The following is a 23,862-nucleotide window of genomic DNA, read 5'->3' as shown; positions in this document are numbered from 1 at the left end:
CCCTTCAAGGGTCGCAACGACAGGTTCGGCCCCGGGATTTCATCGCGGGGCCGACTTGGCGTTTTGGCTGACCTACAATTTGGGTAACGTCACGCCCCTTTGCCCCATATATTTGCCGGCGCGATCGGCATAGCTCGTCTCGCACGGCTCATTGCCCTGCAGGAACAGGAACTGGCACGCCCCCTCATTCGCATAGATTTTGGCGGGGAGCGGGGTGGTGTTGCTGAATTCAAGCGTCACATGCCCCTCCCAGCCCGGCTCGAGCGGGGTCACGTTTACGATGATGCCGCAGCGCGCATAGGTTGACTTGCCGAGGCAGATCACCAGCACATCGCGCGGCACCCGGAAATATTCGACCGTGCGGGCCAGCGCGAAGCTGTTGGGCGGGATGATGCAGCAATCGGTCTTGCGATCGACGAAGCTGTTGGCCGCGAAATCCTTGGGATCGACGATCACACTGTCGATATTGGTGAATATCTTGAACTCGTCCGCCACGCGCGCGTCATAGCCATAGGACGACAGGCCATAGCTGATGCAGCCATCGCGGCGCTGCGATTCCACGAACGGCTCGATCATGCCGTGTTCCTGCGCCTGCGTGCGGATCCATTTGTCGGAAAGGATGGACATGATGTGCTCCCTCTCCCCTTCAGGGGAGAGGGCCGGGGAGAGGGGGATGTCTCCGCGGCCCATTGTTTGAATGTTTTGGCGAGGTGAGTCCCCCTCTCCCATCCCTCTCTCCTGAAGGGGAGAGGGCTAATCCACAATCCCCAGATCCCTTGGCCCGAAGGCGTGGGGGAGAAGATCCGAGAGCTTCAGCGTGTCATGATGCGCACCGTCGCCCGATGCGCAATGGATCAGGATGTCGCGGCCCGCAAGCTGCGCGGCTTCGTTCAATATCTGGCGGCAGCGACCGCAGGGACGCACGATATCGCCGCCGGTGAGCGCGCCTGCTGCATCCTGCATCCCGCCGATCACGCCGATCTCTACCACCCGGCGCAACTTGCCCTCGCTATTGGCCTTGGCCAAGGCGACGGTTTCGGCACAGAGCGACAGGCCATAGCTGGCATTCTCGAAATTGGTGCCGGTCACGATGCTGTCATCGTCCATCAGGATCGCCGCCCCCACGCCGAAGCGCGAATAGGGGGCATGGGCAAAGCCGGCCGCCACGCGTGCGGCTTCGATCAATCGGAGGGCATTGTCGCTCATGCGCGGATCACATTCCAGTTTACGGGGCCGTCTATGCCTTCGATCTGGCGCATGGCCGAGGCCTGCCACATCACCCAGGGCCGCCCGCCATAGGCCGGCGGCAGAAATTCGCGGCTGAGCCAAAGGTTGCGGTCGATCGCGGTGGCGAGCCGATAACTATCCTCGAAATCGGGTGAAATGTGCAGGATCGCATTCTTGCCCGCATGGGCCTCGATCATCTCCACCAGCGTCTCGATCTCCTTCACCAGTGCGTCGCGCGACGGGCGCGCGGCGCAATTGCCCTGGAATGCGAATTCGATCGCCGGCGGCAGCGCATTTTGCTCGCGCGGGACGGTGGCGATGAAATTGGTCGCCTGATCATGTCCCGTCCGGCACAGATTATAGACATGGACTGCGCCGCGCCCGATCCCGGCGGCTTCGGCGTCCTGCCAATGCTGCGGGAAGGCCGGATCGCGTCCGTCCTCGCCCGATGTGGCACGCAGATAGGCGAAATCGACGCCGCGCGCTTTCAGCGTGGGCCATTCGACCGTGCCCTGATCGGCGGAGAGTTCGACACCCTGCATCGGATAGGTTTCGCGCGCAGGTGCCCAGCTTTGCGCATAGCGATACAGGCCCAGCGCGGCGATCGCGGTGACGATCGCCACCGCGGCCAGCCAGATCAGCCGCCTCTTCCACGTCCGCACTGCCATGGCCCCCGCCTACCCCTTGATATGCAGGACGCAGATCAGCGTGAACAGCCGCCGCGCCGTATCGAAATCCACCTCGATCTTGCCCTCAAGCCGCTCCATGAGCAGCTCGGCGGCTTCATTGTGGATGCCGCGCCGCGCCATGTCCACCGTCTCGATCTGCGCGGGGGTGGATTGGCGGATCGCCTGGAAATAGCTGTCGCAGATCGCGAAATAATCCTTGATGGGGCGACGAAAGCGGCCAAGCCCCAGGATCACGGCCTCCAGCGGGGTCTTGTCTTCGCGGCCGATATCGATGGCGAGCCGGCCTTCCTCCACGCGCAGGCGGATCGCATAGGGGCCTTTATAGCCATCGGGATGTTCGCGCTGCGGGGCGAAATGATTGCCTTCCAGGATATCGAACACAGCGATGCGCCGTTCCTGCTCGATATCGGCGGAGCGCCAGATGATCGTCGCCTGATCCAGCTCGATATCGATGATGCGCGGGTCCGCCATGCAGCGGCTTTAGTGGGGAAGGGGGATGCGCTCAAGGCACCTCTGTCATTCCCGCGCAGGCGGGAATCCTGCTTTTCCGTGAAGGGTCCGAAAGAAGAAGCAACGGGATTCCCGCCTGCGCGGGCATGACGGTGTTTTCCGGCAAACTTATCCACAGAAACATACAGACTTCTCCACCTTGAACCAAAGGGCAGGGTGGCCCACACACGGGCGATCATGGCCGATCCCATCCGACTCGTAACCGCCCCCGATGGCGAACCCCCTGAGCTGCCCCAGAATATCGAGGCTGAGGCGGCATTGCTGGGTGCCATGATGATCGACAATCGCGTCGGTGAAGACGTGATGCAGAAATTGCGCGCGGATCATTTCTACGAGGCCGTGCACGGCCGCATCTACGATGCCATCATCAAGCTGGTCGGCCGCAATATGGTCGCCAATCCCGTCACGCTGCGACCGATGTTCGAGGGTGACGAGGCGATGCGCGAACTGGGCGGGCCGGCCTATCTGGCGCGGCTCACCGGCAGCGGTGCCGCGCTGATCGGCGCGCGCGATTTCGCAGAGCAGATTTACGAGCTGGCGCAATTGCGCGCCTTGATCACCGTGGGCCGCGAAATGGTCACGCGGGCCATGGATACCAGCGAAGAGGTCAATCCCAAGAAGCAGATCGAGGACGCCGAAGTCGCGCTCTATTCGGTGGCCGAAGAGGGCGGGGAGACCGGATCGGTCAAGACCTTCCTGCAGGCGAGCCGCGCTGCAGTGGAGAATGCCGAAAAGGCGCTGAATGCGGGCGGCGGACTCTCTGGCGTCACCACCGGGCTTGAAAATGTGAACGAGCGCACCGGCGGGCTTCATCATTCCGATTTGCTCATCCTGGCCGGACGTCCGGGCATGGGCAAGACCTCGCTCGCCACCAACATGGCGTTCAATGCCGCGCGCCGCTGGGTGCAGGATATGGAAGACGGGATCGATCCGTCCAAATCCGTGGGCGCGAAGGTCGCGTTTTTCAGCCTGGAAATGTCCGCCGATCAGCTTGCGACGCGTATCCTGTCCGAGCAATCGGGGATCAGCTCGCAGGCGCTGCGCATGGGCAAGATCAGCCAGCAGGATTTCCGCAATCTGGCGCGCGCTTCGGGCGAATTGGAAAATCTGCCGCTTTATATCGACGATACCGCGGGCCTCACGATCGCGGCGCTGCGCACCCGCGCGCGACGGATGAAGCGCCGCCATGATATCGGGCTGATCATCATCGACTATCTCCAGCTTCTGCAAGGCTCCGGCCGTGGCAATGAAGGCAATCGGGTGCAGGAAATTTCCGAGATCAGCCGTGGCCTGAAGACGCTGGCCAAGGAGTTGCATTTGCCGGTTCTGGCGCTTTCCCAGCTCAGCCGCGCGGTGGAGCAGCGCGAGGATAAGCGCCCGATGCTTTCGGATTTGCGCGAATCCGGGTCAATCGAGCAGGACGCCGATATCGTGATGTTTGTCTATCGCGAGGATTATTACATGGCGATGCACGAGCCCAAGCAGCCGAGCGAGCAGGATGATGCCAAGACGTTCGACGATCACGCCACCTGGATGAACAAATATCGCGAAGTGGAGGGCTTAAGCGAGTTGATCATCGCCAAGCAGCGCCACGGCGCAACGGGCAAGGCTAAATTGCGCTTCGACGCCAAGATCACGCGCTTTTCGGACTGGATCGACGAACGGCGGCTGCCCGAGCAATACGGCTAAGCGGCCGGCTCAGGCGGCCTGCCGCAAACCTTCGGTCCGCGCGATGAGCAGCCCCTCCGCCACGCCATGGGTGCGGATATTGTCGACGTCGATCGCAACCGCGCCATCCTCCAGGATCAGCGGTCGGATGTTCAATCGGAAACGGCGGGAAAAGCGCTGGAAAGCGGCCTCAAGCGTGCCGATCCCGAAGCGGAAGCGGATGAGATTGATCAGGCCGAAGGCGTGCAGGATGCGCGCGGGATGCTTGGCGAACTGGCCGCCTTGCCGGAACACGCGGGTGGCCGAGAGCGCGCCCGCGCTGCCGATCCAATAGCTGTTGCAATTGGAATAGCCGCCTTCGGAGAAATTGTAGAATTTGCGCTGTCCGTCCGGATGCGCGGCCAGCACCGCCTCCCGGCGGGTAAAGCCGACGCCGATATCGGCGTCCGCAGCATCGTGCGCGATCTGCGCGATGGCTGCAGGGGTGAGCAGCACATTGTCCGCCGTGGTCACCAGCACCGGATAACGGGCACCGACCAGGCTTTCGATGACGCTGTCGGCCAGGTTCGCGCGCGATCGGATGAGCTTCACCCGGCCCTGCGCGATCAGCCGCGCCACATCGTGCAGCGTTTCGATCACGCTGAAATCATCGATCGAGATGCGGATTTCGCCGATGGCCGGAGATGCGGCCAGCGCGTCGATCACATGAGCGATCAGCGGCCGGCCGGCAATGGGGACGACGCATTTGTGAGTGACGCCGAAAGCGGCGGCGAGCGGATCGATCCGCCCCTCGCGCTGCGCTGCCAGGATAAGCGCGGTCACGCTCATGCCGCGATGCTCTCACGCCTGTCGGTCAGCAGACCTTGCCGCTCCAGGCTGTGCGCGACGATGCTCTCCACCAGTTCGGCATGATCCACGCCCAGCGTGGCGGCGGAGCGGGAGATCGTTTTTTTCGACCAGAGATTGCAGGAAAGATTGACCTCCATGAAGCGCAGCGCGCCCGTGGCGGGATCGAAGCGAAATTCGAACCGGCCATAATCGAACGGCCACATTTCGGCGAGCAGTCGGCGGCCGTGCGCTTCCAGCATCTGGCGCAGCAGCGGATCCTCGACCGGCGAAAGCGGATCTTCGCTGCTGGTGTCCCCGGTCAGCGCGCGCTTTTCTTCATAGGACCGCAGATGCGTGGGATCTTCGGGAAGATAGGCCATGGGTGGAAGCATCCAGGGGCCATTGGCACCGCCCACCACGGGCAGCGCGATATCGATCAGCGGCACCCAGGGCTCGACGATCACGTCATGGCCCTCGCGATGGAGCCACGCGATGTGCGCATGGGCCTCCGCCCAGCTATCGACGACGCGGATGCCCCAGCTTGCCGAGGAGGCATTGGGCTTCACCACCAGCCGCTCCCAGGCGAAAGCGGGGGCGCCGGGCTGGAGGCCGCCGATCCGGTGAATCTGCCAATCCATCGTCGGCACACCGGCATGACGCGCAACCACTTTGCTCAGATGCTTGTCATCGGTGAATCCGCGCACGATCGGGCTCGCGCCCAGAAAGGGCAGGCCGTGGCGCTGGAGCAGCAGGGGTGCCAGCATCTCGCTATTCTGAAAGCCGCCGCGATTGAGCAAGGGAATCACGAAATCCGCCTCGGGCCGCGCGATCACGGCCTCATAGCTGTCGGCCACGACCACATTGAGGCCGATGGCGCGCAGCGTCTCGCGCAATTCATGGTGATAGACCGCGTGATTGCCATCCAGCGCATCCTTGCCGCCGTCGCTGCAGGCGTGCTTGGCCAGCAGCATGATGGTGAGGTCCGCCTTGGCCGCGGCGGGCAGGCGCATGGATTCGCGTTGGTTGATCATGACGCCGGTCTAACCGGCGGGCGTGACGTGGGTTGGACGGGGCTGTGTCAGGATGATGACGCGACCATGGCCCGGTTATGACAATGCGCCTGTCAGAAGACCGGCTGGTTCGCCGGATCGTCCGGATCGGCGACCGGCGTATGGATACCGCACTCCACCTTATCCCACCCGCGCCAGCGGCCGGAACGCGCATCTTCGCCTGCCTGCACGCGCGAAGTGCAGGGCGCGCAGCCGATCGAGGGATAGCCCTCGGCCACCAGCGGATGCCGCGGCAGATCATGCGTCACGAAATAGGCTTCGATATCGGCCTTGCTCCAGCTTGCCAGCGGATTGACCTTGAGCCGGTCCCCATCCAGCTCGAAACGGGGCAGGCCGGCGCGCGTGGCGGACTGGAAACCCTTGCGGCCGGTGATCGAGGCATCGAACCCCGCGAGCGCCCTTTCCAGCGGGATCACCTTGCGGATCTCGCAGCAGCCATCGGGATCATAGGACCAGCGCAGACCCGTCTCATCCTTCTTCGCGATCGTTTCGGGATCGGGTGTCAGGATGCGCAGGTCGGTCAGCCCCAGTCGCTCGGCCAGATCGCCGCCATAAGCCAGCGTCTCGGGAAAATGCTTGCCGGTATCGAGGAACAGCACGGGCGTGGAAGCATCGGCCTGCGCAATCATGTGCAGCAAAGCAGCCGATTCCGCGCCAAAAGAGGAGACCACGGCGGCGTCGCCCAGCATATGTTCGCGCAGCAGCGTGTTCAGCATATCCTGTGTCTCGACGCCGCGAAACATGTTGTTCAGCCGGATCGCATCCGCGGTGGTAAAGCGCGGACGCACATCGATCAGATCACGCACGCGCACGGGGTCAGCCATGAGAGTCCCCAAACCCGTTTGTGTCGAGCGAAGTCGAGACACGTTTGTCCCCTGCACCAGTTCCCTCGACTGCGCTCGGGATGACCGGAAATCTGTGAGGCTCAGCCATGACGGAGTTTCCATATGGGTGCCCGCCCATCGATGGTCGCCTGATAAGGATGCTCATAGCGTTCGAGCGATGTCTTCACGACGGCGGGATCGAGCGGCTTTTCAGGGGCGAAACTGTCAAAGCCGCAGCGGCGCATATAGGCGAGCTGATCGACCAGCACGTCGCCCTGCGCGCGCAATTCGCCCGTATAACCGGATTCCCGCAGGATCCGCGCCGCCGAATAGCCGCGGCCATCACGAAAGGCGGGAAAGGCCACTTCCACCAGCGCAAGGCGATCGAGATAGGGCAGCAGCGCGCGCGCATCCTCGCCCGGCTCGAGCCGCACGGCGGTGGCGTTGGACTGATCGAGAAAAGAGTCCAGCGTCACGGCAGGCTCTTCATGCGCGCCATCGGTGCGAAAGGTGAGGGGATCACCCATAAATGGCCTCCTTGAACGGGTCCATGCCGACGCGGCGATAGGTATCGACGAAGCGCTCGCCATCGGTGCGCAGCGCTTTGTAGACGTCGGTCGCCTTCTCGATCGCATCGACCACACCGTCCTCGGAGAAGCCGGGGCCGATGATCTTGGCGAGCGAGACGTCTTCCGCGCCCGATCCGCCGAACAGAAGCTGGTAATTCTCCGTGCCTTTGCGGTCCACGCCGAGAATGCCGATATGCCCGGCGTGATGATGGCCGCAGGCATTGATGCAGCCGCTGATCTTCAGCTTCAATTCGCCCAGATCGCGCTGACGCTCCGGATCGGCGAAACGCTGGCCGATTTTCTGTGCCAGCGGTATCGAGCGCGCATTGGCCAGGCTGCAATAATCGAGGCCGGGGCAGGCGATGATATCGCTGATCAGATCGAGATTGGCGGTGGCCAGGCCCGCTTCGTCCAGCGCCTGCCAGATCGTGTAGAGATCGGCCTTCTTCACATGCGGCAGCACGATATTCTGCGCATGGGTCACACGCAATTCATCGAAGCTGTAGCGTGTGGCGAGATCGGCCATCAGATCGATCTGGTCCGCCGACGCATCGCCCGGAATCCCGCCGATCGGCTTCAGGCTGATGTTCGCGATCGCATAACCCGGCGTCTGGTGCGCGATCACATTCTGGTCGACCCAGAGGCGGAAATCGGGATCGGAGAGATCGAGATCGTCGCTCAGTCCCTGTTCCCATGCGGGCGGCGCGAAGAAGGCGGCGATGCGATCGAATTCGGCCAGCGGCGGATCGATGCCGAGCGTCTTCACATGCGCGAACTCTTCCTCGACCTGACGCTTATATTCCTTCGCACCAATCTCATGGATCAGGATCTTGATGCGCGCCTTGTAGATATTGTCGCGACGGCCGTGGCGGTTATACACGCGCAGAGCGGCTTCGAGATAGCTCAGCAGATCGTCAGCCGCCACGAAATCCTTGATTTCCGGTGCGATCATCGGGGTGCGGCCCATGCCACCACCGGCGAAGATGCGGCCGCCCAGCACGCCATCGCGCTTCACCAGCTCGATGCCGATATCATGCAGGCGCATCGCCGCACGATCCTCAGCGGAGGCGATCACGCAGATCTTGAACTTGCGCGGCAGATAGCTGAATTCGGGGTGGAAGCTGCTCCACTGGCGCAGTAATTCGGCCCAGGGGCGGGGATCCGCCACCTCGTCCGCCGCGGCACCGGCATATTGATCCGAGCTGATGTTGCGGATGCAATTCCCGCTCGTCTGGATCGCGTGCATTTCCACCGTGGCCAATTCCGCAAGGATATCGGGCGCTTCATCCAGCTTGATCCAATTATACTGGATATTCTGGCGGGTGGTGAAATGGCCGTAACCGCGATCATATTTGCGCGCGATATGCGCCAGCATGTGCATCTGCTGGCCTGACAGCGTGCCATAGGGCACCGCCACACGCAGCATATAGGCATGAAGCTGGAGATAGAGACCGTTCATCAGGCGCAGTGGCTTGAACTGATCCTCGCTCAGCGCGCCGGACAGGCGACGGGCGACCTGATCGCGAAATTCCTCGACGCGGGCATCGACGGCGGATTGGTCATATGTGTCATATTGGTACATGTCAGATTGCTCTCTCAGCCCGTTTGTCCCGAGCGTAGTCGAGGGATGTCGGTCCCTGCGACAGGCGTGTCTCGACTTCGCTCGACACCAACGAAATGGGGTGGATCAGAAAACGCATCAGATCACCCAGTTTCCGGCATCGGGGTCGGCCGGTTTAAGCGTGAGATCGGGTCGGATCGTGGGGCCGAGCGCGCGGATGCGATCCTTGATATGCGCGGGACGCGGGCCTTCGGGCGTCGCCTGGGCTTCGATCACATAGGGGACGTTGACGCGGCGTGCGCCTTCCTCGGCGCGGGCGATGGCCTCACCATGCTCATTCACATCGACAGAATCCTCCACATGGCGGGACCAGCTTTCGCCCGTCCACCACACGACATCGCCGGATGCCAGATCATTGCCCGTCAGGATCTTCACTTTACCCCCTCAACCCGTTTCGCGAATGCGGCCAGCCGGTCATCGGCGTCGGACCGCAACACCACATCGCCCACCACGATCAGCGCCGGACTTTTCACCTTTTCGCGCGCGATCATGCCGCCCAGATCCGTGAGCAGCGTGCGCAGCGCGCGCGCATCGGGGCGTCCGGCCTTTTCGAGCACGGCCACGGGCATATCGGGCGAGACGCCATCGGCGATCAACTTGTCCGCAATCTGATCGGCCGTGGCGACGCCCATGTAAATGACCAGCGTGCGGCCTTTGCCGGCGAGGCCGGACCAGTCCTGATCGGTCAGCCCCTTGCACTGGCCGGCCACGAAGCTGACCGCGCTGGAAAGTTCGCGATGCGTCAGCGGCAGCATCGCTTCCGCCGCGCCGCCGATCGCCGCGGAAATGCCGGGCACGACCTGAACGGGAATGCCCGCTTGGCGGCAGGCCTCGACCTCTTCGCCGCCACGTCCGAAAATGAAGGGGTCGCCGCCCTTCAGCCGCACGACCATCGCGCCGCCGAGCGCTTCGGCCACCAGCAATGCGTTGATCGATTCCTGCGCGAGCGTATGGCGCGCGCGGCTCTTGGCGACGGAAATGCGGCGCGCATTGGCGGGGGCCAGCGCGAGGATTCGATCATCCACCAGTCCGTCATGCACGACCAATGTGGCGCACGACAAAGCGCGCACGGCTTTCACCGTCAGAAGATCGGGATCGCCGGGGCCGGCGCCCACAAGAGCCACGGTGCCGGGGACAAAATCACGCAATTTGTCGTCCATGAAGCGCAGATGGCGGTTTCCTGCGGAAAACGCAAAGCAGGGTTTTTTGCCGGTAAGTTAGTTCAACTATCCCGCAGCCCGATTCCGATCGAGGCGCGCGCCTGATCGGATTCGGACGACGTGACCGGATAAGCGCAATAATCCGCAGCATAATAGGCGCTGGGGCGGTGATTGCCCGAAAAGCCGACGCCGCCGAACGGGGCGTTGGACGGTGCGCCATTGGTCGGCCGGTTCCAGTTGACCACGCCCGCGCGGATGTTCGCCCAGAAACTGTCGTAGAGCGCGGGGCTGCCGCCGATGAGCGAGGCGGCGAGGCCGAAGCGCGTATTGTTCGCTTCCTTCAGCGCCGCATCGAAATCGGCCACGCGGATCACCTGCAGCAGCGGCCCGAACAATTCGACATCGGGGCGGTCGGCCACTTCGGTGACGTCGATGATGCCTGGCGAAAGGAAGGGGCGCCCTTCGATCGGGCGGTCCATCCGCCGGAAGGGCGTGCCGCCCTTCATCATCAGCGAAAGAAAATTATCCTGCAGATGGTCGGCCGCCTCATTGTCAATCACCGGCCCCATGAAAGGTTCGGGCTTGCTGTGCGGCTCGCCGATGATGATGCGATCGACCAGCTTGCCGATTTCGCGCAGCAAGGGCTCTTCCTTGCCATCTTCCACGATCAGGCGGCGCGCGGCGGTGCAGCGCTGGCCCGCGCTCATGAAAGCGGATTGCACCACCACGATCGCGGCGGCGTGAAGATCGGTGGCGTGCCAGACGATGATGGGATTGTTGCCGCCCAGTTCCAGCGCCAGGATCTTGTCCGGACGTTCTGCGAACTGCCGGTTGAGCGCGATGCCGGTGGCGGCCGATCCCGTGAAAAGCAGCCCGTCGATATCCTCATGCGCGGCCAATGCCTTGCCCTCGGCCGGACCGCCGATCAGAATGCGGATCACGCCGGTGGGCACACCGGCGGCATGATAGCAATCGACGAGAAAGGCACCCGATGCGGGCGTTTTTTCAGACGGCTTGAACACCACGGCATTGCCCGCGATCAGCGCGGGGACGATATGGCCATTGGGCAGGTGCGCGGGAAAATTATAGGGGCCGAGCACGGCCAGCACGCCATGCGGCTTGTGCCTGACCGCGGTGCGCGCGCCCATCGCGCCCTCCAAACGGCGCTGCGCCGTGCGCTCGCCATAGGATGAGAGCGAAATCTCCACTTTGTTGACCACCGCCTCCACCTCGGTGCGGGTTTCCCACAGCGGCTTGCCGGTTTCGCGCGCGATCAGATCGGCAAAGGCTTCCGCCCGCGATCGGACGACATTGGCGAAGCGACGCATGGTTTCGGTGCGCACGGCCAGCGGCTGGGAGGCCCAAGCGGCCCAGGACGCCCGCGCGATCGCGACCTCCTCATCGACATCGCCCACCGTGCCGCGCCACAATGTAGCGCCGGTCGCGGGCTCAAAGGACGTGATTTCGGGGCTGGTCATGGTCTTTCCCAAAGAGACGAGCGCCTCTCCAGCACCATCCATCATGGCAGGTCAACCCGCATGGCATCGCCCATATGGCGGATTGCACTCACCTTGGCCTCGAGCGCTGACCAGTCATCGGCTTGAGCAATGCCCGCCCAGATGGATTCCACATCTTCGATGTGCATCGAACAGGGCATCGCGCCGCACCAATAGGGATGATCGCTGCTTCTCGCGGGTGCGAAGTTCGCCACCGCGGCGACGAAATCGGCAAACGGTTCGGCTTCATAGGCGGCTTCGGCGGGCGAAGATCCTCGGCGCTTTCCACCATTCCAATCGAAGAAAAAACGGTCGATCTGAACAGTCTGGGCCATCAGCGCGCCTTCTATCGCACCAACAAGCGCCTTGTTTTCAGCGCGTTCCCTGGGTTTGACGCCAAGCCGCCACAGCAGTCGGTCGATCAGGCCATCCTCATAATCGCCGCCGAAATGTTCCAGCGCCGGCACCAGCACCTCGGCGTCCGCCACCAGTCGCAGCGCGACCGCAAGTTGCACGGTGTCCCAGTGGATCGCCTCCGCCTGCCTGCCAAAGGCGTAAAGCCCTTGATGATCGAAATAGGCAGCGGTGAAGGCGGGATCGTAAAAAGGTGTAAAACGCCAGGGACCATAATCGAAACTCTCGCCCGAGACGTTGATATTGTCGGTGTTGAGCACGCCATGCACGAATCCCGCAGCGATGTAAGACGGGGCGAGCCGGGCGGTGCGCCGCGCGACATGCGCCAGCAAACGCGCCGCACCGTCCTGACCAGGCTCGTCATCGAAATAATGCTTCAGCACATAAGCGATCAGCCGGTGCATCCCATCCACATCGCGGAGCGCGGCCAGGCGCTGGAAGCTGCCGATTCGGATATGGCCATGGCTCAGTCGCACCATCACGGCGGAGCGGGTGGGGGAGGGTTCGTCGCCGCGCTGGAGCGATTCCCCGGTTTCGATCAGCGAGAATGTCTTGGATGTTTCCACGCCCAGCGCTTCGAGCATTTCGGTGGCCAAAATCTCGCGCACGCCGCCCTTCAGCGTCAGGCGCCCGTCGCCGGCGCGGCTCCACGGCGTCTGGCCCGATCCCTTGGTGCCCAGATCCATCAGCCGTCCGGCCCCGTCGCGCATCTGCGCGAACAGAAAACCGCGCCCGTCGCCAAGATTGGGATTGTAAACGCGGAACTGATGCCCGTGATAGCGCAGTGCCAGCGGCTGATCGAGGCTACCGGCCAGCGGCTGGAAGCGCCCGAAATGCGCAATCCATGCGGCGTCGCTCAGGCTGTCCAGCCCCACGGAGGCCGCCGCGCGATCGTTGCGGAAGCGCAGGATGGTTTGCGGAAAATCCGCGGCGTCCACGGGATCGAACATGGTGTCACCCAGTGCGAGGATCGTGCGTTCGGCGTGGAAATGAGGTGCTTGCGGGGATGTGATCATGTCGCGATATGGGGGTGGAAACAGCAAAGGCGCAACCATGGCCGCATATGACGACGGATATTGGTGGTCGGGCGACAACCTTCGCCTGCATTACCGCGACTATCCGGGTTCGGATGCACAGCCGCCGGTGATCTGCATTCCGGGTCTCACCCGCAATGCGCGCGATTTCGAGGGGGTTGCCGCCCGACTGGCGGGCGAACGTCGCGTGATCTGCGTCGATCTGCGTGGGCGCGGCGAAAGCGCTTATGCCAAGGATCCGATGACCTATGTGCCGCTCACCTATGCGCAGGATCTGGAGCGGTTGATCGCCGAACTGGCGCTGAACCGCTTCGTGATGATCGGCACGTCGCTGGGCGGCATCGTCTCCATGCTGCTCGCCGCGACCGGCCCGGCGCGAGTTGCGGGCGTGATCCTGAACGATGTGGGGCCGGTGATCGAGCAAAAGGGGCTGGACCGGATCCGCGGCTATGTCGGGCGCGGCAGCGCCTGGCCCACCTGGGTGCACGCGGCGCGCACGCTCGGCGAGGTCAATGCCGCGGTCTATCCCGATTATGATCTGGAAGACTGGCTGCGCATGGCCAAGCAGCTTTACAAGCTCAACGCCAAGGGCCGCATCGTGCCCGATTATGATAGCAAGATCGCCGAACCCTTCCGCTTGCCGGGTGGCGAGGCGGGCGTGGATCTGTGGCCGGCGATCGAGGCGATGAAGACGGTGCCGCTGCTGATGATCCGCGGGGCATTGTCCGACATTCTGTCCGAAACGACCGCGGCCGAAGTAAAAAAGCGCGTCAAGGGATCCAAACTGGTCACGGTGCCCGAGACCGGCCATACGCCGACGCTGGACGAGCCCGCCGCAGCGCGCGCGATCGACCGCTTTCTGGGATCGCTCCAGCCCTGATGAGCCGGCCGGTCCATATCCTGCATTGCCACTCGTCATTCAGCCTTGGCGGCAAGGAAGCCCGCGCGGTGCGGCTGATGAATGCTTTTGGGGACAAGGCGCGACACAGCATCGTCAGTGGCGTGCCGGAGGCTCTGGATGCGCGCACGGCGATCGCGCCGGGCATTCAGGTGGAATTTCCCCAACACGCGCCGCCGCTCACCGGCACGCCGTCGGTCAAGCGCTATGACGCCCTGGCGCGCTACATGCGGCGCTTCGATCTGGTGCTGACGTATAATTGGGGCGCGATGGACACGGTGATGGCGCGGCGGGTGTTCACCAAAGGCACCCCGCCGCTGATCCATCACGAGGATGGTTTCAATGCGGACGAGGCCGATGGCCTGAAGAGAGACCGCAATCTGTTCCGCCGGATCGCGCTGCCCGCCGCGCAGGCGCTGGTCGTGCCCTCGCAGAAACTGGAAGCGATCGCCCGCAAGACCTGGAAACAGCCCGACTATCGCATCCACCGAATCAGCAATGGAATCGATGTGACCCCTTATGGCCGGTCGCCCCGGCTGGACGCCATTCCGGGATTCACGCGGAGAAAGGGCGATCTGGTGATCGGCACCATGGCCGGTCTACGCTCCGTCAAGGATCTGCCACGGCTGGTGCGCGCCTTTGCGGGGCAGGGCGATCGCGCACGGCTGGTAATCGTGGGCGAAGGGCCGGAGCGCACGATGATCGAGGGCGAGGCCGCGCGGCTGGGCGTCGGCGCGCGGGTCCATATGCCCGGTTTCGTAGCACGGCCGGAGCGTTATGTGGGGCTGTTCGATATCTTCGCTTTATCGTCCCGCAGCGAGCAATGTCCAATTGCCGTGATGGAGGCGATGGCGGCGGGATTGCCCGTGGTATCGCCGGATGTGGGCGATGTGATGGCGATGGTGGCCCCCGAAAACCGGCCCTTGATCGGCGAGGATATCGGTGCCGCGCTGGCTGCCTTGTCGGACGATCGTGATCTGAGGCTGAGGATCGGTGCTGCCAACCAGATCAAGGCCCGTGCGGATTATCACGAAAGCGTCATGATCGCTGCCTATGCCCGCCTTTACGGGGCCGCCCTCGGCCAGAGCGCCCGTTTCAGCGGCTGAGCTGATTTTTTCCACGCATTTCCCGCTTATGTTGGTATAGCGCCCCCATTCCTGAGGAGTTCAATTCGGTGTTCAAGGGTCTTAAACCCATCAACTATGGCGGCCGCGAAGTCTGGCCGCTGGTGGAAGGCGGCAAGGGCGTCGCCGCGACAAATCACATGAGTTCGGGCGCCTGGGCCGCCGCGGGGGGGATCGGCACGGTCTCCGCCGTGAATGCGGACAGTTATGATCCCGAAGGCAAGATCATCCCGCAAATCTATCGCAGCCGCACCCGGCGCGAGCGGCATGAGGAACTGATCGATTACGCCATCGAAGGTGCGGTCGAACAGGTGAAGCGCGCGTATGAGATTGCCGGCGGCAGGGGCGCGATCAACATCAATGTGCTGTGGGAAATGGGCGGTGCCCAGCGCATCCTGCACGGCGTGCTGGATCGCACCCGCGGCATGGTTGCCGGCGTCACATGCGGCGCAGGGATGCCCTATAAGCTGAGCGAGATCGCTGCATCCTATGAGGTCAGCTATCTGCCCATCGTCAGTTCCGCGCGCGCCTTCCGGGCGCTGTGGAAGCGCGCCTATTCCAAGGCGGCCGAATGGCTGGCAGCGGTGGTTTACGAAGATCCCTGGCTGGCGGGCGGGCATAATGGCCTGTCCAATGCCGAAGATCCCTTGAAGCCGGAGGATCCCTATCCCCGTGTGAAAGCGCTGCGCGATACGATGCGCGAGGGCGGCATTTCCGATGACGTGCCGATCGTGATGGCCGGCGGCGTGTGGTTCCTGCGCGATTGGGACAATTGGATCGACAATCCCGAGCTTGGCACGATCGCCTTCCAATTCGGCACGCGCCCCTTGCTCACTAAGGAAAGCCCGATTCCGGAGGGCTGGAAGAATGCGCTGATGGAGTTGAACGAGGGCGACATCCTGCTCCATCGTTTCTCGCCGACGGGTTTTTATTCATCCGCCGTTCGCAATCCCTTTTTGCGCAATCTGGAATCACGCTCCGAACGCCAGATCGCCTTTTCCACCGAAGCCGCGGGCGATCATCAGTTCCAGCTCGATGTGGGGGTGAAGGGCAAGCATATGTGGGTCACGCGGAACGATCTGCTGCGCGCCCGCGAATGGCATGGCCTGGGCTTTACCGATGCGCTCAAGACGCCCGACAACACGCTGGTGTTCGTCGATACCGAGGAAAAGGGCATCATCCGCAAGGATCAGGCGGATTGCATGGGGTGCCTCAGCCAGTGCGCCTTCTCCGCCTGGATGGATACGGACACCAATTCCACCGGACGTCTGGCCGATCCGCGCAGCTTCTGCATCCAGAAGACGCTGCAGGACATCGCCCATGGCGGCGAGATCGACGAGAATCTGATGTTCGCCGGCCATGGCGCATATAATTTCAAGAAGGATCCGTTCTATTCCAACGGCTTCGTGCCGAGCGTCAAGCAATTGGTGGATCGGATCCTGACGGGGGATTGAGATTTTCCGGGCTGTGCGCTACCTTAGCTAAGTCTGGCTAAGGATTGGGCGATGCCCACGGTGAACATGCTCGAGGCGAAATCGAATCTTTCCCGGCTCGTCGAAGCCGTGGAGAGCGGTGCCGAAGCCGAAATCGTGATTGCGCGCAACGGTCGCCCCGCCGCCAAGCTGGTGGCCATCGGCGCAAAAGTTGCGGGAAAGCGCCTTGGCGTGGCCAAGGGGAAGTTTATCCTTCCGGATGATATCGACCGGGACAACGCCGCCATTGCCGGAATCTTCACGGGCAAAAGCTGATGCGGTTGATGCTTGATACGCATGTCGCCCTGTGGGCGATATTGGACGATCCACGCTTGGCGAAGCACGCCGCCGATATGATCTGTCATGCCGACAACCGCATCTTTATCAGTGCTGCGACCATCTGGGAAATTGCCATCAAACATGCGCTCGCGCGGGGGCACAAGGATGATATGCCCGTCAGCGCCGGCAATGCCGTCGCTTATTTCGGGCAGGCCGGCTTTGAGATGTTGCCGATTACCGCTGACCATGCCGTAGCGGCCGGCGACCTCCCCGCGCTTCATGCTGATCCGTTCGATCGAATGCTGATCGCGCAGGCGATGGCGGAGCCGCTCAGGCTGATCACCCATGATCGTCAGGTGGCGGCTTATGATGATGGCATTTTGCTCATTTAGATGAAGGCCTCCCCGGACATGATCCGGGGAGGCCTTCGATATTTTAGCGGAGCACGCCGCCGATCACGGCACCGATGATCCCGCTGGTGATGCCGATCAGCACGGCGTCATTGCCGGACTGAACCCACTGATAGCCGCGGGGCGGGCTGTAGAGTCGCTGCTGGCGATATTGGCGATAGTCGATCTGCCGGTAATTCTGGGCATAGCGACGATCGAACTTCTGGCCCTTGCTCCATTTGCGATATTCCACGCGCTGGGGCTTTTGCTTGCTGACCTTGACCACCTTCTTGGTGGTGACCGTGCGATTGGGACCGCGATCGACCTGCTTGACCACTGTGCGCTGATTGTTCTGATTCCCGTATCCGGGGGCTGCGATCGCTGGCGTGACGATGACCGATGCGGCGATCGCGGCGATGAGAAACTTCTTCATGACCATCTTCCTTATCTCGTGCCGCCATCAGTGGCGACACCTGGAAGATGGCGTCTGCATGTAACACAGATGTGCCGGAACGGGTTCGAAATGGTCGCAAATTGTCCTAATTTGCTGAACAGCCGTTCATGTCATTCGTGCCGGAGTGCATCGATCGGATTGAGCGCGGCGGCACGCTTGGCGGGGAAATAGCCGAAAACCACCCCGATCGCCGCCGAAAAGGCGAATGCGATTACGTTGATTCTGACATCGAACAGGAAAGGCACGCCCATCAGCGGCGCGGCTATGGCGGTGGCAATCAGCGCGAGGAACAGCCCCATCAGCCCGCCGAGGCAGGATAACACGATCGCCTCGACCAGGAATTGCAGCAGCACCTCGCTCGCCACCGCGCCGATGGCGAGGCGGATGCCGATCTCACGCGTGCGTTCGGTCACGGACACGAGCATGATGTTCATGATGCCGATCCCGCCCACGAGGAGGGAGATGCCGGCCACCGCGGTGACGATCTGGGTGAGCATCGTGGTGGTGCCCGTCAGCGTGTCCGAAATCTGCTTAGTGTCGAACACGTTGAAATTGTCCGGATCGCCCGGCTTGATGTTGCGCCGCTCGCGCATCATGCCTTCGAGCGAGGACTGGACGGCGGATGTCTCATAAGCATCATCGACCGCGATCATGATCATGCTCACGTCGCGATTGCCGGTGAATCGCCGCTGCACGAATTTGATCGGCATCACGACCACGTCATCTTGATCATTGCCGAACCCGCCCTGGCCCCGCGTGGCGAGAATGCCGATCACCTGGCAGCTTACGCCCTTGATGCGGAATTGCTTGCCCAGCGGGTCTTCCTGCTTGAAGAGATTATTTTTCAGCGTGCTGCCGATGATGCATACCGATTTCCCCGCTTCCTCTTCTTCGGGCATGAACAGCCGGCCCGATTGCAGCGCCCATTGCTGCGCCTCGAAATAGGATGCGGTGGTGCCGTTGACCGTGGTGCTCCAGTTATTGCCTTCGTAAATCGCGGTGCCGGAGCTTTGCGCCTGCGCCGCCACGGCGCGCACGCCGGTGATCTGCTGGGCGATGGCGGTCACGTCATCCGGATCGAAATCGGGCGGGCGCGGGCCGCCGCCGCCGCGCCCGAAACCCTGGCCGGGGCGAAGCTGGAGGATATTGGCGCCCAGGCTGCTGATCGATTCCTTGACCGATGCGGTCGCGCCATTGCCCAGCGTGACCATGGTGACCACCGCGGCCACGCCGATGATGATGCCCAATGTCGTGAGGAAAGAGCGCAATTTGTGACGCATGATCGCGCGGAAGGCCAGCGTGACCGTGGTGCCGATGATCACGCGCGCGCTCCCTTTTCGATGCTTTCGACCACGCCGTCGCGGAAATGGATGATGGTGCGGGCAAAGGCCGCCATATCGGGTTCGTGGGTGACCATCAGCACGGTGATGCCGCTATTCTGGTTGAGATCGGTCAGCAATTCCATGATCTCGATCGACCGTTCACTGTCCAGATTGCCGGTGGGCTCGTCGGCCAGCAGCAAATCGGGCTGGGTCACGATCGCGCGCGCAATCGCCACGCGCTGTTGCTGCCCGCCTGACAATTCCGCGGGCGTGTGATCCCACCAGGGTTTGAGGCCCACCTTGTCCAGCGCCGCCAGACCCGCTTCCTGTCGCGCCTTGCGCTCATCGCCACGGTATAGCAGCGGCAGTTCGACATTCTCCAGCGCGGTCGTGCGCGAAAGCAGGTTGAAGCCTTGGAAGACGAAACCCAGATATTTGCGGCGGAGCAGCGCGCGCTGATCGCGGTCCAATCGCTCCACATGATGGCCGTGAAACAGGAATTCGCCGGCGCTTGGCACGTCGAGACAGCCCAGGATGTTCATCGTGGTCGATTTGCCCGAACCCGACGGCCCCATCACCGCGACGAAATCGCCACGTTCGATCTCGAGATCGACGCCCTTCAGCGCCTGGAATGCGGTCGGCCCTTCGCCATAGACCTTGGTAACGCCCCGCATGGTGATGATGGGATCATTCAGCATTGGCCGCAGCCGCTCCGCTGGACGCGCGCGCCCCCTGTTTTTGCATCTCGGCCTTTTGCGCGGGCGGCAGACTGTCGAAATAGGCGCGCCGCTGATCGGGCGTCATGCCGTTCATCCGCTCCTTGTCCGCCGCCTGGGCGTTTTCGGCGGCGCTCCTGCCCGGTGCGACTGCTGCGGCATTGCCGGCAGGGGATGGAGCCGCCGGTGCCATGCCGTTGCCAGCCGGCGGCTTGCCTTGTCCGCGCTTGTCGCCCGCCGTATCGGCCTGATCCTCGGCAGGTGCGCTTTGCCCCGCTGCCAACTGGCCGGTGATGACCTTCATGCCTTCCTTCAGATCGCCGCCGGTGATCGCGGTGCGCGAGCCGTCGCTATCGCCGACGGTGACCTCGACCGCCTGCGGCTTGCCGTCTTCACCCATCACATAGACGGTCTGGCGGCTGCCGGCACCGAAGCTCACCTCGCGCGTGGCGCGATTGCCGCGGCGTGGCGGCCCCATGAGCGAACTGGTGATGCCGCCGCTCTTGGCACTGCCCTGGCTGGGTGTGAAGCGCAGCGCCGCATTGGGCACAAGCAGCGCATTGGCGAGTTGCTTGGTCACGATGCTCGCGGTGGCGGTCATGCCGGGACGCAGCATTTCATCCGCATTGTCGAGCGAAAGGACGGCCGTATAGGCGACCACGGTGCCCGTCGTGCTCGTGGTCGTGGTTGTCGATGCACTGCTGGCGGCGTTCGAGCCGACATTCACGCGCGTGACCATGGCGGGAAAGCTGCGGCCGGGAAAAGCGTCAACGGTGAAGGTCGCGCTCTGGCCATCCTTCACCTGACCGACATCGGCTTCGTCCACCGACACCTCGACCTCCATCTGCGTCAGATCCTCGGCGATGGTGAAGAGCACGGGGGCGTTGAACGACGCCGCCACGGTCTGCCCCGGCTCGATATCGCGCGACAGCACGACGCCGGTGACCGGAGACACGATCTGGGCGATGCTCAGATTGGTCTGCGCCGTGGAAAGCTGCGCACGGGATACCTGCGTCTGCGCCTGTGCAGACCGCACCGCGGCCAAAGCCTGACGATAATTGGCGCGGGCGCTGTCAAGTTCGGTCTTGGAGGGAACGCGGCCACCTGAAATCTTGAAAACGCTCTCCTGCCGCTCAAGCGTCGCCCTGGCGAGCGCCGCCCCGGCCTCGGCCTGCGCCACGCCGGCGTCCGCCGAAGCGACCTGCGCCTGATTCTGCGTGATCGTATCGAGCAGACGGCGAATATCGAGTTCGGCCAGCTTCTGCCCCTTGGTCACGCGATCGTTCACATCGACATAGACCTGGGTGATCTTGCCCGATTGCTCCGAACCGACATCCACCTGATTGACCGGCTTCAGATTGCCGGTGGCAGACACGGTGACGGTCAGATCGCCGCGGCGCACCTCGCGCGTGCTGTAATTGGGTTCCTCGCTGCCGCCGAAGCAGCGCGCCAGCAGAAGCAGGATGATGATCAACGAGAGCGCAATGCCGCCGCGCACCGCCCATTTGCGCCACGGCTTTTGCGGCTTCACGCCCAGGAAATCGTCCAGGTCGGTGGCTGGAGGGGTCGTGTCTTCAGTCATTCGGGTTTTCCATCCATGGTCTGCCATCCGCCGCCGAGTGCGCTGTAAAGCTGCACCACCGCCTGCGCCTGCGCCGCCTTGGCGGAGGCCAGGCCGTCGCGCGACGACAGCAAGGATTGCTCCGCCTGCAGCAGCGTCTGAAAATCGGTCAGCCCCGCGCGATACTGGCTGCGCGCCAGGATCGCTGAATTGTTCGAAGCGTCGAGCGCGATCACGAACTGGTCGAGCCGCTCCTGCGCGGCGTCGAGCGCGACGAGTGCATTCTCCACATCCTCAAGCCCGGTCAGCACGGTCTGCTTATAGGCCGCGAACGCGCCGTCCGCCGCGGCTTCCTGTGAACGCACCTGCGATCGCAGGCGTCCGCCATTGAATAGCGTCTGGGTCAGGCCGGCGAAGAGGCCGCCGGTGATCGTATCGGCCAGGCTGCCGAGGGACAGCGCGCTGGTGCCGATATTACCGCTGATGCCGAGCGACGGATAGAGAGCGGCCTGCGCCACGCCGATCCGCGCGGTCGCCGCCGCCAGCGTGCGTTCCGCACCACGGACGTCGGGGCGCTGGCGCAGCGTATCGGCGGGGATGCCGCTGGCGATATCCAGCGGCGGAACCGGAATGTCGCGGGCTTCCTCAAGCGCGCGGGTCGATTCGCCGGGGGCGTCGCCGGTCAACACGGCAATCCGGTTAAGCGATCCGGCAAGCGTCGTTTCGATCGTGGGGATGGACGCGGCGGTGCTGGCACGGCTGGCGCGCGCCTGCTCCTGATCGAGCGAGGAGACCAGCCCGGCCTGGATGCGCCAGCCGGTGATCTGGAGAGTGTCATCCGCAATCTCGAGCGTCTCGCGCGCGATCCGCAGACGCTCCTGCGACTGGCGAAGCTGGATATAATTGGTCACCAGTTCGGCGATGATCGCGGTGCGCACCGCAGCGAGATCATAGCCGGCGCCCTGCAGATCGGCGCGCGCGGCTTCGACCGAACGGCCGATGCCGCCAAACAGATCGACTTCCCAGGATGCGTCAGCGCCGACCGAAAAGCTGTTGCGATCCGCGGCATCGCTATCGAAATTACGACCGGTGCCAGCGGACCCGCTCACCTGCGGCAAATAGCCGGCGCGCGCCTGAACCAGCGATTCGCGCGCCTGCCGCAGCCGGATCGTACCTTGGGCGATATCCAGATTGGCGGCGATCGCCTTTTGCACCAGCGCATCAAGCGCGGGTTCGTTGAAACGGGTCCACCAACTTGCGAGATCGGCATCGGCCAGGGGTTCGCCGCCGCCGCGGGTATAGCCCTCAGGAAGGCCGAGATCGAGGGCGGCAGGCGCGGCATAGTCGCGGCCCGCGGCGCATCCCGCGGTCAGCGCGATCAGGCCAAGGGAGAGGATCAACTGTCTACGCACGTCCTTGAACACTCCGAACACGCCTGAACGCTAAATGAAAACCGCGACGCTTGCGCAGCGCGCACGCCCTGACTAGTCCCTGCCGCAATCCCATTTAAGCGCCAATCCTTTTTGTGTCGCCATTTGTAACAGGAGCCAACCGCGCCATGAAGGCTTTCATATTTCCCGGCCAGGGCAGCCAGGCCATCGGCATGGGCAAGGCATTGGCCGAGTCCAGTCCCGCCGCCCGCGAAGTGTTTCAGGAAGTGGACGAGGCGCTGGGTCAGCATCTCTACAAGCTGATGACCGAGGGCGATGAACGCGATCTGACGCTGACCGAAAATGCGCAGCCCGCGATCATGGCCAATGCGATTGCCACCTTGCGCGTGCTGGAAAAGGAAGGCGGCGTGCGCCTGCCCGAAAAGGCATCCTATGTCGCGGGGCACAGCCTGGGCGAATATACCGCTTTGTGCGCCGCCGAGGCGCTCGAGGTGCGGACCACCGCCAGGCTGCTCAAGCTGCGCGGGCAGGCGATGCAGGCGGCGGTGCCCGTCGGCGTGGGCGCGATGGCGGCCTTGCTGGGGGCCGATATCGAAAAGGCGCAGGCGCTGGCGGACGCCGCGGCCGAGGGTGAAATCTGCACCGTCGCGAATGACAATGATCCCTCGCAGGTCGTGATTTCCGGACATAAGGACGCGATCGAGCGCGCCATTGCCCTGGTCAAGGAGCATGGCATCAAACGCGGCATATTGCTGCCCGTCTCGGCACCCTTCCATTGCCCGCTGATGCAGCCTGCCGCCGATGCCATGGCCGAGGCCTTGTCTACGGCTGATCTCAAGGGGCCGCTGGTGCCGGTCTTCGCCAATGTGACCGCAGCACCGGTAGCAAGCGCCGATACCATCCGCACCTTGCTGGTGGAGCAGGTCACGGGCCGCGTGCGCTGGCGCGAATCGGTAATCGCCATGGAAGCCGCCGGCGTGACGCAATTCGTCGAATTCGGCGGCAAGGTGCTCGGCCCGATGGTCAAGCGCAGCGCCGTGGGCGAGGTGGAGACGGTAAGCGTGGTGTCGATGGATGATATCGAGGCGTTGCTGAAGATTTTATAGGTTAGCGCAGAGCCGCCTATAGACAGACTCACACCCCGTT

Annotated in this window: 25 protein-coding genes; 7 read left to right on the top strand and 18 right to left on the bottom strand. The window is 63.2% G+C overall.

Going from position 1 to position 23,862, the window contains the following annotated elements:
- Positions 1 to 72: 72 nt before the first annotated feature.
- From dcd to FHS49_RS05310, 4 genes are all read right to left on the bottom strand, one after another.
- Positions 73 to 627: a dCTP deaminase gene (gene dcd, locus FHS49_RS05325; RefSeq protein WP_184016135.1), complete on the bottom strand. Its 555-nt coding sequence runs from the start codon at positions 625 to 627 to the stop codon at positions 73 to 75.
- 126 nt (positions 628 to 753) lie between these two features.
- The gene (locus FHS49_RS05320; protein ID WP_184016133.1) at positions 754 to 1,206 is read right to left on the bottom strand and encodes a cytidine deaminase; all 453 of its coding nucleotides are present in this window, start codon (positions 1,204 to 1,206) and stop codon (positions 754 to 756) included.
- Positions 1,203 to 1,895, bottom strand: coding sequence for a GH25 family lysozyme (locus FHS49_RS05315; protein WP_184016131.1), 693 nt, complete (start codon positions 1,893 to 1,895; stop codon positions 1,203 to 1,205). The genes FHS49_RS05320 and FHS49_RS05315 overlap by 4 nt, the downstream gene beginning before the upstream one ends.
- Positions 1,896 to 1,904: 9 nt before the next feature.
- Positions 1,905 to 2,387 carry a UPF0262 family protein gene (locus tag FHS49_RS05310; RefSeq protein ID WP_184016129.1) on the bottom strand — a complete coding sequence of 161 codons (483 nt, stop codon included), beginning with the start codon at positions 2,385 to 2,387 and terminating at the stop codon, positions 1,905 to 1,907.
- Between the two features lie 216 nt (positions 2,388 to 2,603).
- On the opposite strand from FHS49_RS05310, the gene FHS49_RS05305 reads away from it, so the two are divergent.
- A complete protein-coding gene (locus tag FHS49_RS05305) occupies positions 2,604 to 4,115 on the top strand; it encodes a replicative DNA helicase (protein ID WP_184016127.1) in 1,512 nt (503 codons plus the stop codon).
- A gap of 9 nt (positions 4,116 to 4,124) precedes the next feature.
- Here FHS49_RS05305 and FHS49_RS05300 read toward each other — a convergent pair whose 3' ends face one another.
- The 9 genes from FHS49_RS05300 to FHS49_RS05260 all read right to left on the bottom strand — a co-directional run bounded on the left by FHS49_RS05300 (position 4,125) and on the right by FHS49_RS05260 (position 13,092).
- A complete protein-coding gene (locus FHS49_RS05300; RefSeq protein WP_184016125.1) occupies positions 4,125 to 4,922 on the bottom strand; it encodes an NTP transferase domain-containing protein in 798 nt (265 codons plus the stop codon).
- Positions 4,919 to 5,953, bottom strand: a complete 1,035-nt coding sequence (locus FHS49_RS05295; protein WP_184016123.1) for a D-alanine--D-alanine ligase family protein — start codon at positions 5,951 to 5,953, stop codon at positions 4,919 to 4,921. Before FHS49_RS05295 ends, FHS49_RS05300 begins: the two co-directional genes overlap by 4 nt.
- Before the next feature lie 92 nt (positions 5,954 to 6,045).
- Complete coding sequence (locus FHS49_RS05290) at positions 6,046 to 6,816, bottom strand: phosphoadenylyl-sulfate reductase (RefSeq protein WP_184016121.1); 771 nt, start codon at positions 6,814 to 6,816, stop codon at positions 6,046 to 6,048.
- A 101-nt stretch (positions 6,817 to 6,917) separates the two neighbouring features.
- Complete coding sequence (locus FHS49_RS05285; protein WP_184016119.1) at positions 6,918 to 7,343, bottom strand: DUF934 domain-containing protein; 426 nt, start codon at positions 7,341 to 7,343, stop codon at positions 6,918 to 6,920.
- Positions 7,336 to 8,967: a nitrite/sulfite reductase gene (locus FHS49_RS05280; RefSeq protein ID WP_184016117.1), complete on the bottom strand. Its 1,632-nt coding sequence runs from the start codon at positions 8,965 to 8,967 to the stop codon at positions 7,336 to 7,338. Before FHS49_RS05280 ends, FHS49_RS05285 begins: the two co-directional genes overlap by 8 nt.
- A 117-nt stretch (positions 8,968 to 9,084) precedes the next feature.
- Positions 9,085 to 9,381 (bottom strand): DUF2849 domain-containing protein, encoded by a 297-nt coding sequence (locus FHS49_RS05275; RefSeq protein ID WP_184016115.1) that lies wholly within the window; start codon positions 9,379 to 9,381, stop codon positions 9,085 to 9,087.
- A complete protein-coding gene (gene cobA / locus FHS49_RS05270) occupies positions 9,378 to 10,166 on the bottom strand; it encodes a uroporphyrinogen-III C-methyltransferase (RefSeq protein ID WP_184016113.1) in 789 nt (262 codons plus the stop codon). Before cobA ends, FHS49_RS05275 begins: the two co-directional genes overlap by 4 nt.
- A gap of 62 nt (positions 10,167 to 10,228) precedes the next feature.
- Positions 10,229 to 11,644 (bottom strand): succinylglutamate-semialdehyde dehydrogenase, encoded by a 1,416-nt coding sequence (gene astD, locus FHS49_RS05265; RefSeq protein ID WP_184016111.1) that lies wholly within the window; start codon positions 11,642 to 11,644, stop codon positions 10,229 to 10,231.
- Between the two features lie 41 nt (positions 11,645 to 11,685).
- Positions 11,686 to 13,092 (bottom strand): protein adenylyltransferase SelO family protein, encoded by a 1,407-nt coding sequence (locus FHS49_RS05260; RefSeq protein WP_184016109.1) that lies wholly within the window; start codon positions 13,090 to 13,092, stop codon positions 11,686 to 11,688.
- Between the two features lie 37 nt (positions 13,093 to 13,129).
- On the opposite strand from FHS49_RS05260, the gene FHS49_RS05255 reads away from it, so the two are divergent.
- The 5 genes from FHS49_RS05255 (at position 13,130) to FHS49_RS05235 (ending at position 17,275) form a co-directional block, all read left to right on the top strand.
- Positions 13,130 to 13,990 (top strand): alpha/beta fold hydrolase, encoded by an 861-nt coding sequence (locus FHS49_RS05255; protein WP_184016107.1) that lies wholly within the window; start codon positions 13,130 to 13,132, stop codon positions 13,988 to 13,990.
- Positions 13,990 to 15,114 (top strand): glycosyltransferase, encoded by a 1,125-nt coding sequence (locus FHS49_RS05250; RefSeq protein WP_184016105.1) that lies wholly within the window; start codon positions 13,990 to 13,992, stop codon positions 15,112 to 15,114. Before FHS49_RS05255 ends, FHS49_RS05250 begins: the two co-directional genes overlap by 1 nt.
- A gap of 68 nt (positions 15,115 to 15,182) precedes the next feature.
- Entirely contained in the window at positions 15,183 to 16,586 is a 1,404-nt protein-coding gene (locus FHS49_RS05245; RefSeq protein WP_184016103.1) for a nitronate monooxygenase, read from the top strand.
- A gap of 51 nt (positions 16,587 to 16,637) precedes the next feature.
- Positions 16,638 to 16,880 (top strand): type II toxin-antitoxin system Phd/YefM family antitoxin, encoded by a 243-nt coding sequence (locus FHS49_RS05240; RefSeq protein WP_184016095.1) that lies wholly within the window; start codon positions 16,638 to 16,640, stop codon positions 16,878 to 16,880.
- Positions 16,880 to 17,275 (top strand): type II toxin-antitoxin system VapC family toxin, encoded by a 396-nt coding sequence (locus tag FHS49_RS05235; RefSeq protein WP_184016093.1) that lies wholly within the window; start codon positions 16,880 to 16,882, stop codon positions 17,273 to 17,275. Before FHS49_RS05240 ends, FHS49_RS05235 begins: the two co-directional genes overlap by 1 nt.
- Positions 17,276 to 17,318: 43 nt before the next feature.
- Here the strand turns inward: FHS49_RS05235 and FHS49_RS05230 are convergent, their stop codons facing one another.
- From FHS49_RS05230 to FHS49_RS05210, 5 genes are all read right to left on the bottom strand, one after another.
- Entirely contained in the window at positions 17,319 to 17,705 is a 387-nt protein-coding gene (locus FHS49_RS05230) for an RcnB family protein (protein WP_184016091.1), read from the bottom strand.
- A gap of 131 nt (positions 17,706 to 17,836) precedes the next feature.
- Complete coding sequence (locus FHS49_RS05225; protein WP_184017303.1) at positions 17,837 to 19,045, bottom strand: ABC transporter permease; 1,209 nt, start codon at positions 19,043 to 19,045, stop codon at positions 17,837 to 17,839.
- On the bottom strand, positions 19,045 to 19,746 hold the full coding sequence (locus FHS49_RS05220) for an ABC transporter ATP-binding protein (protein ID WP_184016089.1): 702 nt from the start codon (positions 19,744 to 19,746) through the stop codon (positions 19,045 to 19,047). Before FHS49_RS05220 ends, FHS49_RS05225 begins: the two co-directional genes overlap by 1 nt.
- Positions 19,736 to 21,346 carry an efflux RND transporter periplasmic adaptor subunit gene (locus FHS49_RS05215; protein ID WP_184016087.1) on the bottom strand — a complete coding sequence of 537 codons (1,611 nt, stop codon included), beginning with the start codon at positions 21,344 to 21,346 and terminating at the stop codon, positions 19,736 to 19,738. The genes FHS49_RS05220 and FHS49_RS05215 overlap by 11 nt, the downstream gene beginning before the upstream one ends.
- Positions 21,343 to 22,737 (bottom strand): efflux transporter outer membrane subunit, encoded by a 1,395-nt coding sequence (locus tag FHS49_RS05210; protein ID WP_184016085.1) that lies wholly within the window; start codon positions 22,735 to 22,737, stop codon positions 21,343 to 21,345. Before FHS49_RS05210 ends, FHS49_RS05215 begins: the two co-directional genes overlap by 4 nt.
- Before the next feature lie 146 nt (positions 22,738 to 22,883).
- On the opposite strand from FHS49_RS05210, the gene fabD reads away from it, so the two are divergent.
- The gene (gene fabD / locus FHS49_RS05205; RefSeq protein WP_184016083.1) at positions 22,884 to 23,822 is read left to right on the top strand and encodes an ACP S-malonyltransferase; all 939 of its coding nucleotides are present in this window, start codon (positions 22,884 to 22,886) and stop codon (positions 23,820 to 23,822) included.
- The last annotated feature ends 40 nt before the right edge of the window (positions 23,823 to 23,862 follow it).

The organism is Sphingobium boeckii (assembly GCF_014199215.1).
Lineage (GTDB): Bacteria > Pseudomonadota > Alphaproteobacteria > Sphingomonadales > Sphingomonadaceae > Sphingobium_A > Sphingobium_A boeckii.
This window is presented reverse-complemented; position numbering and strand designations above follow the sequence as displayed.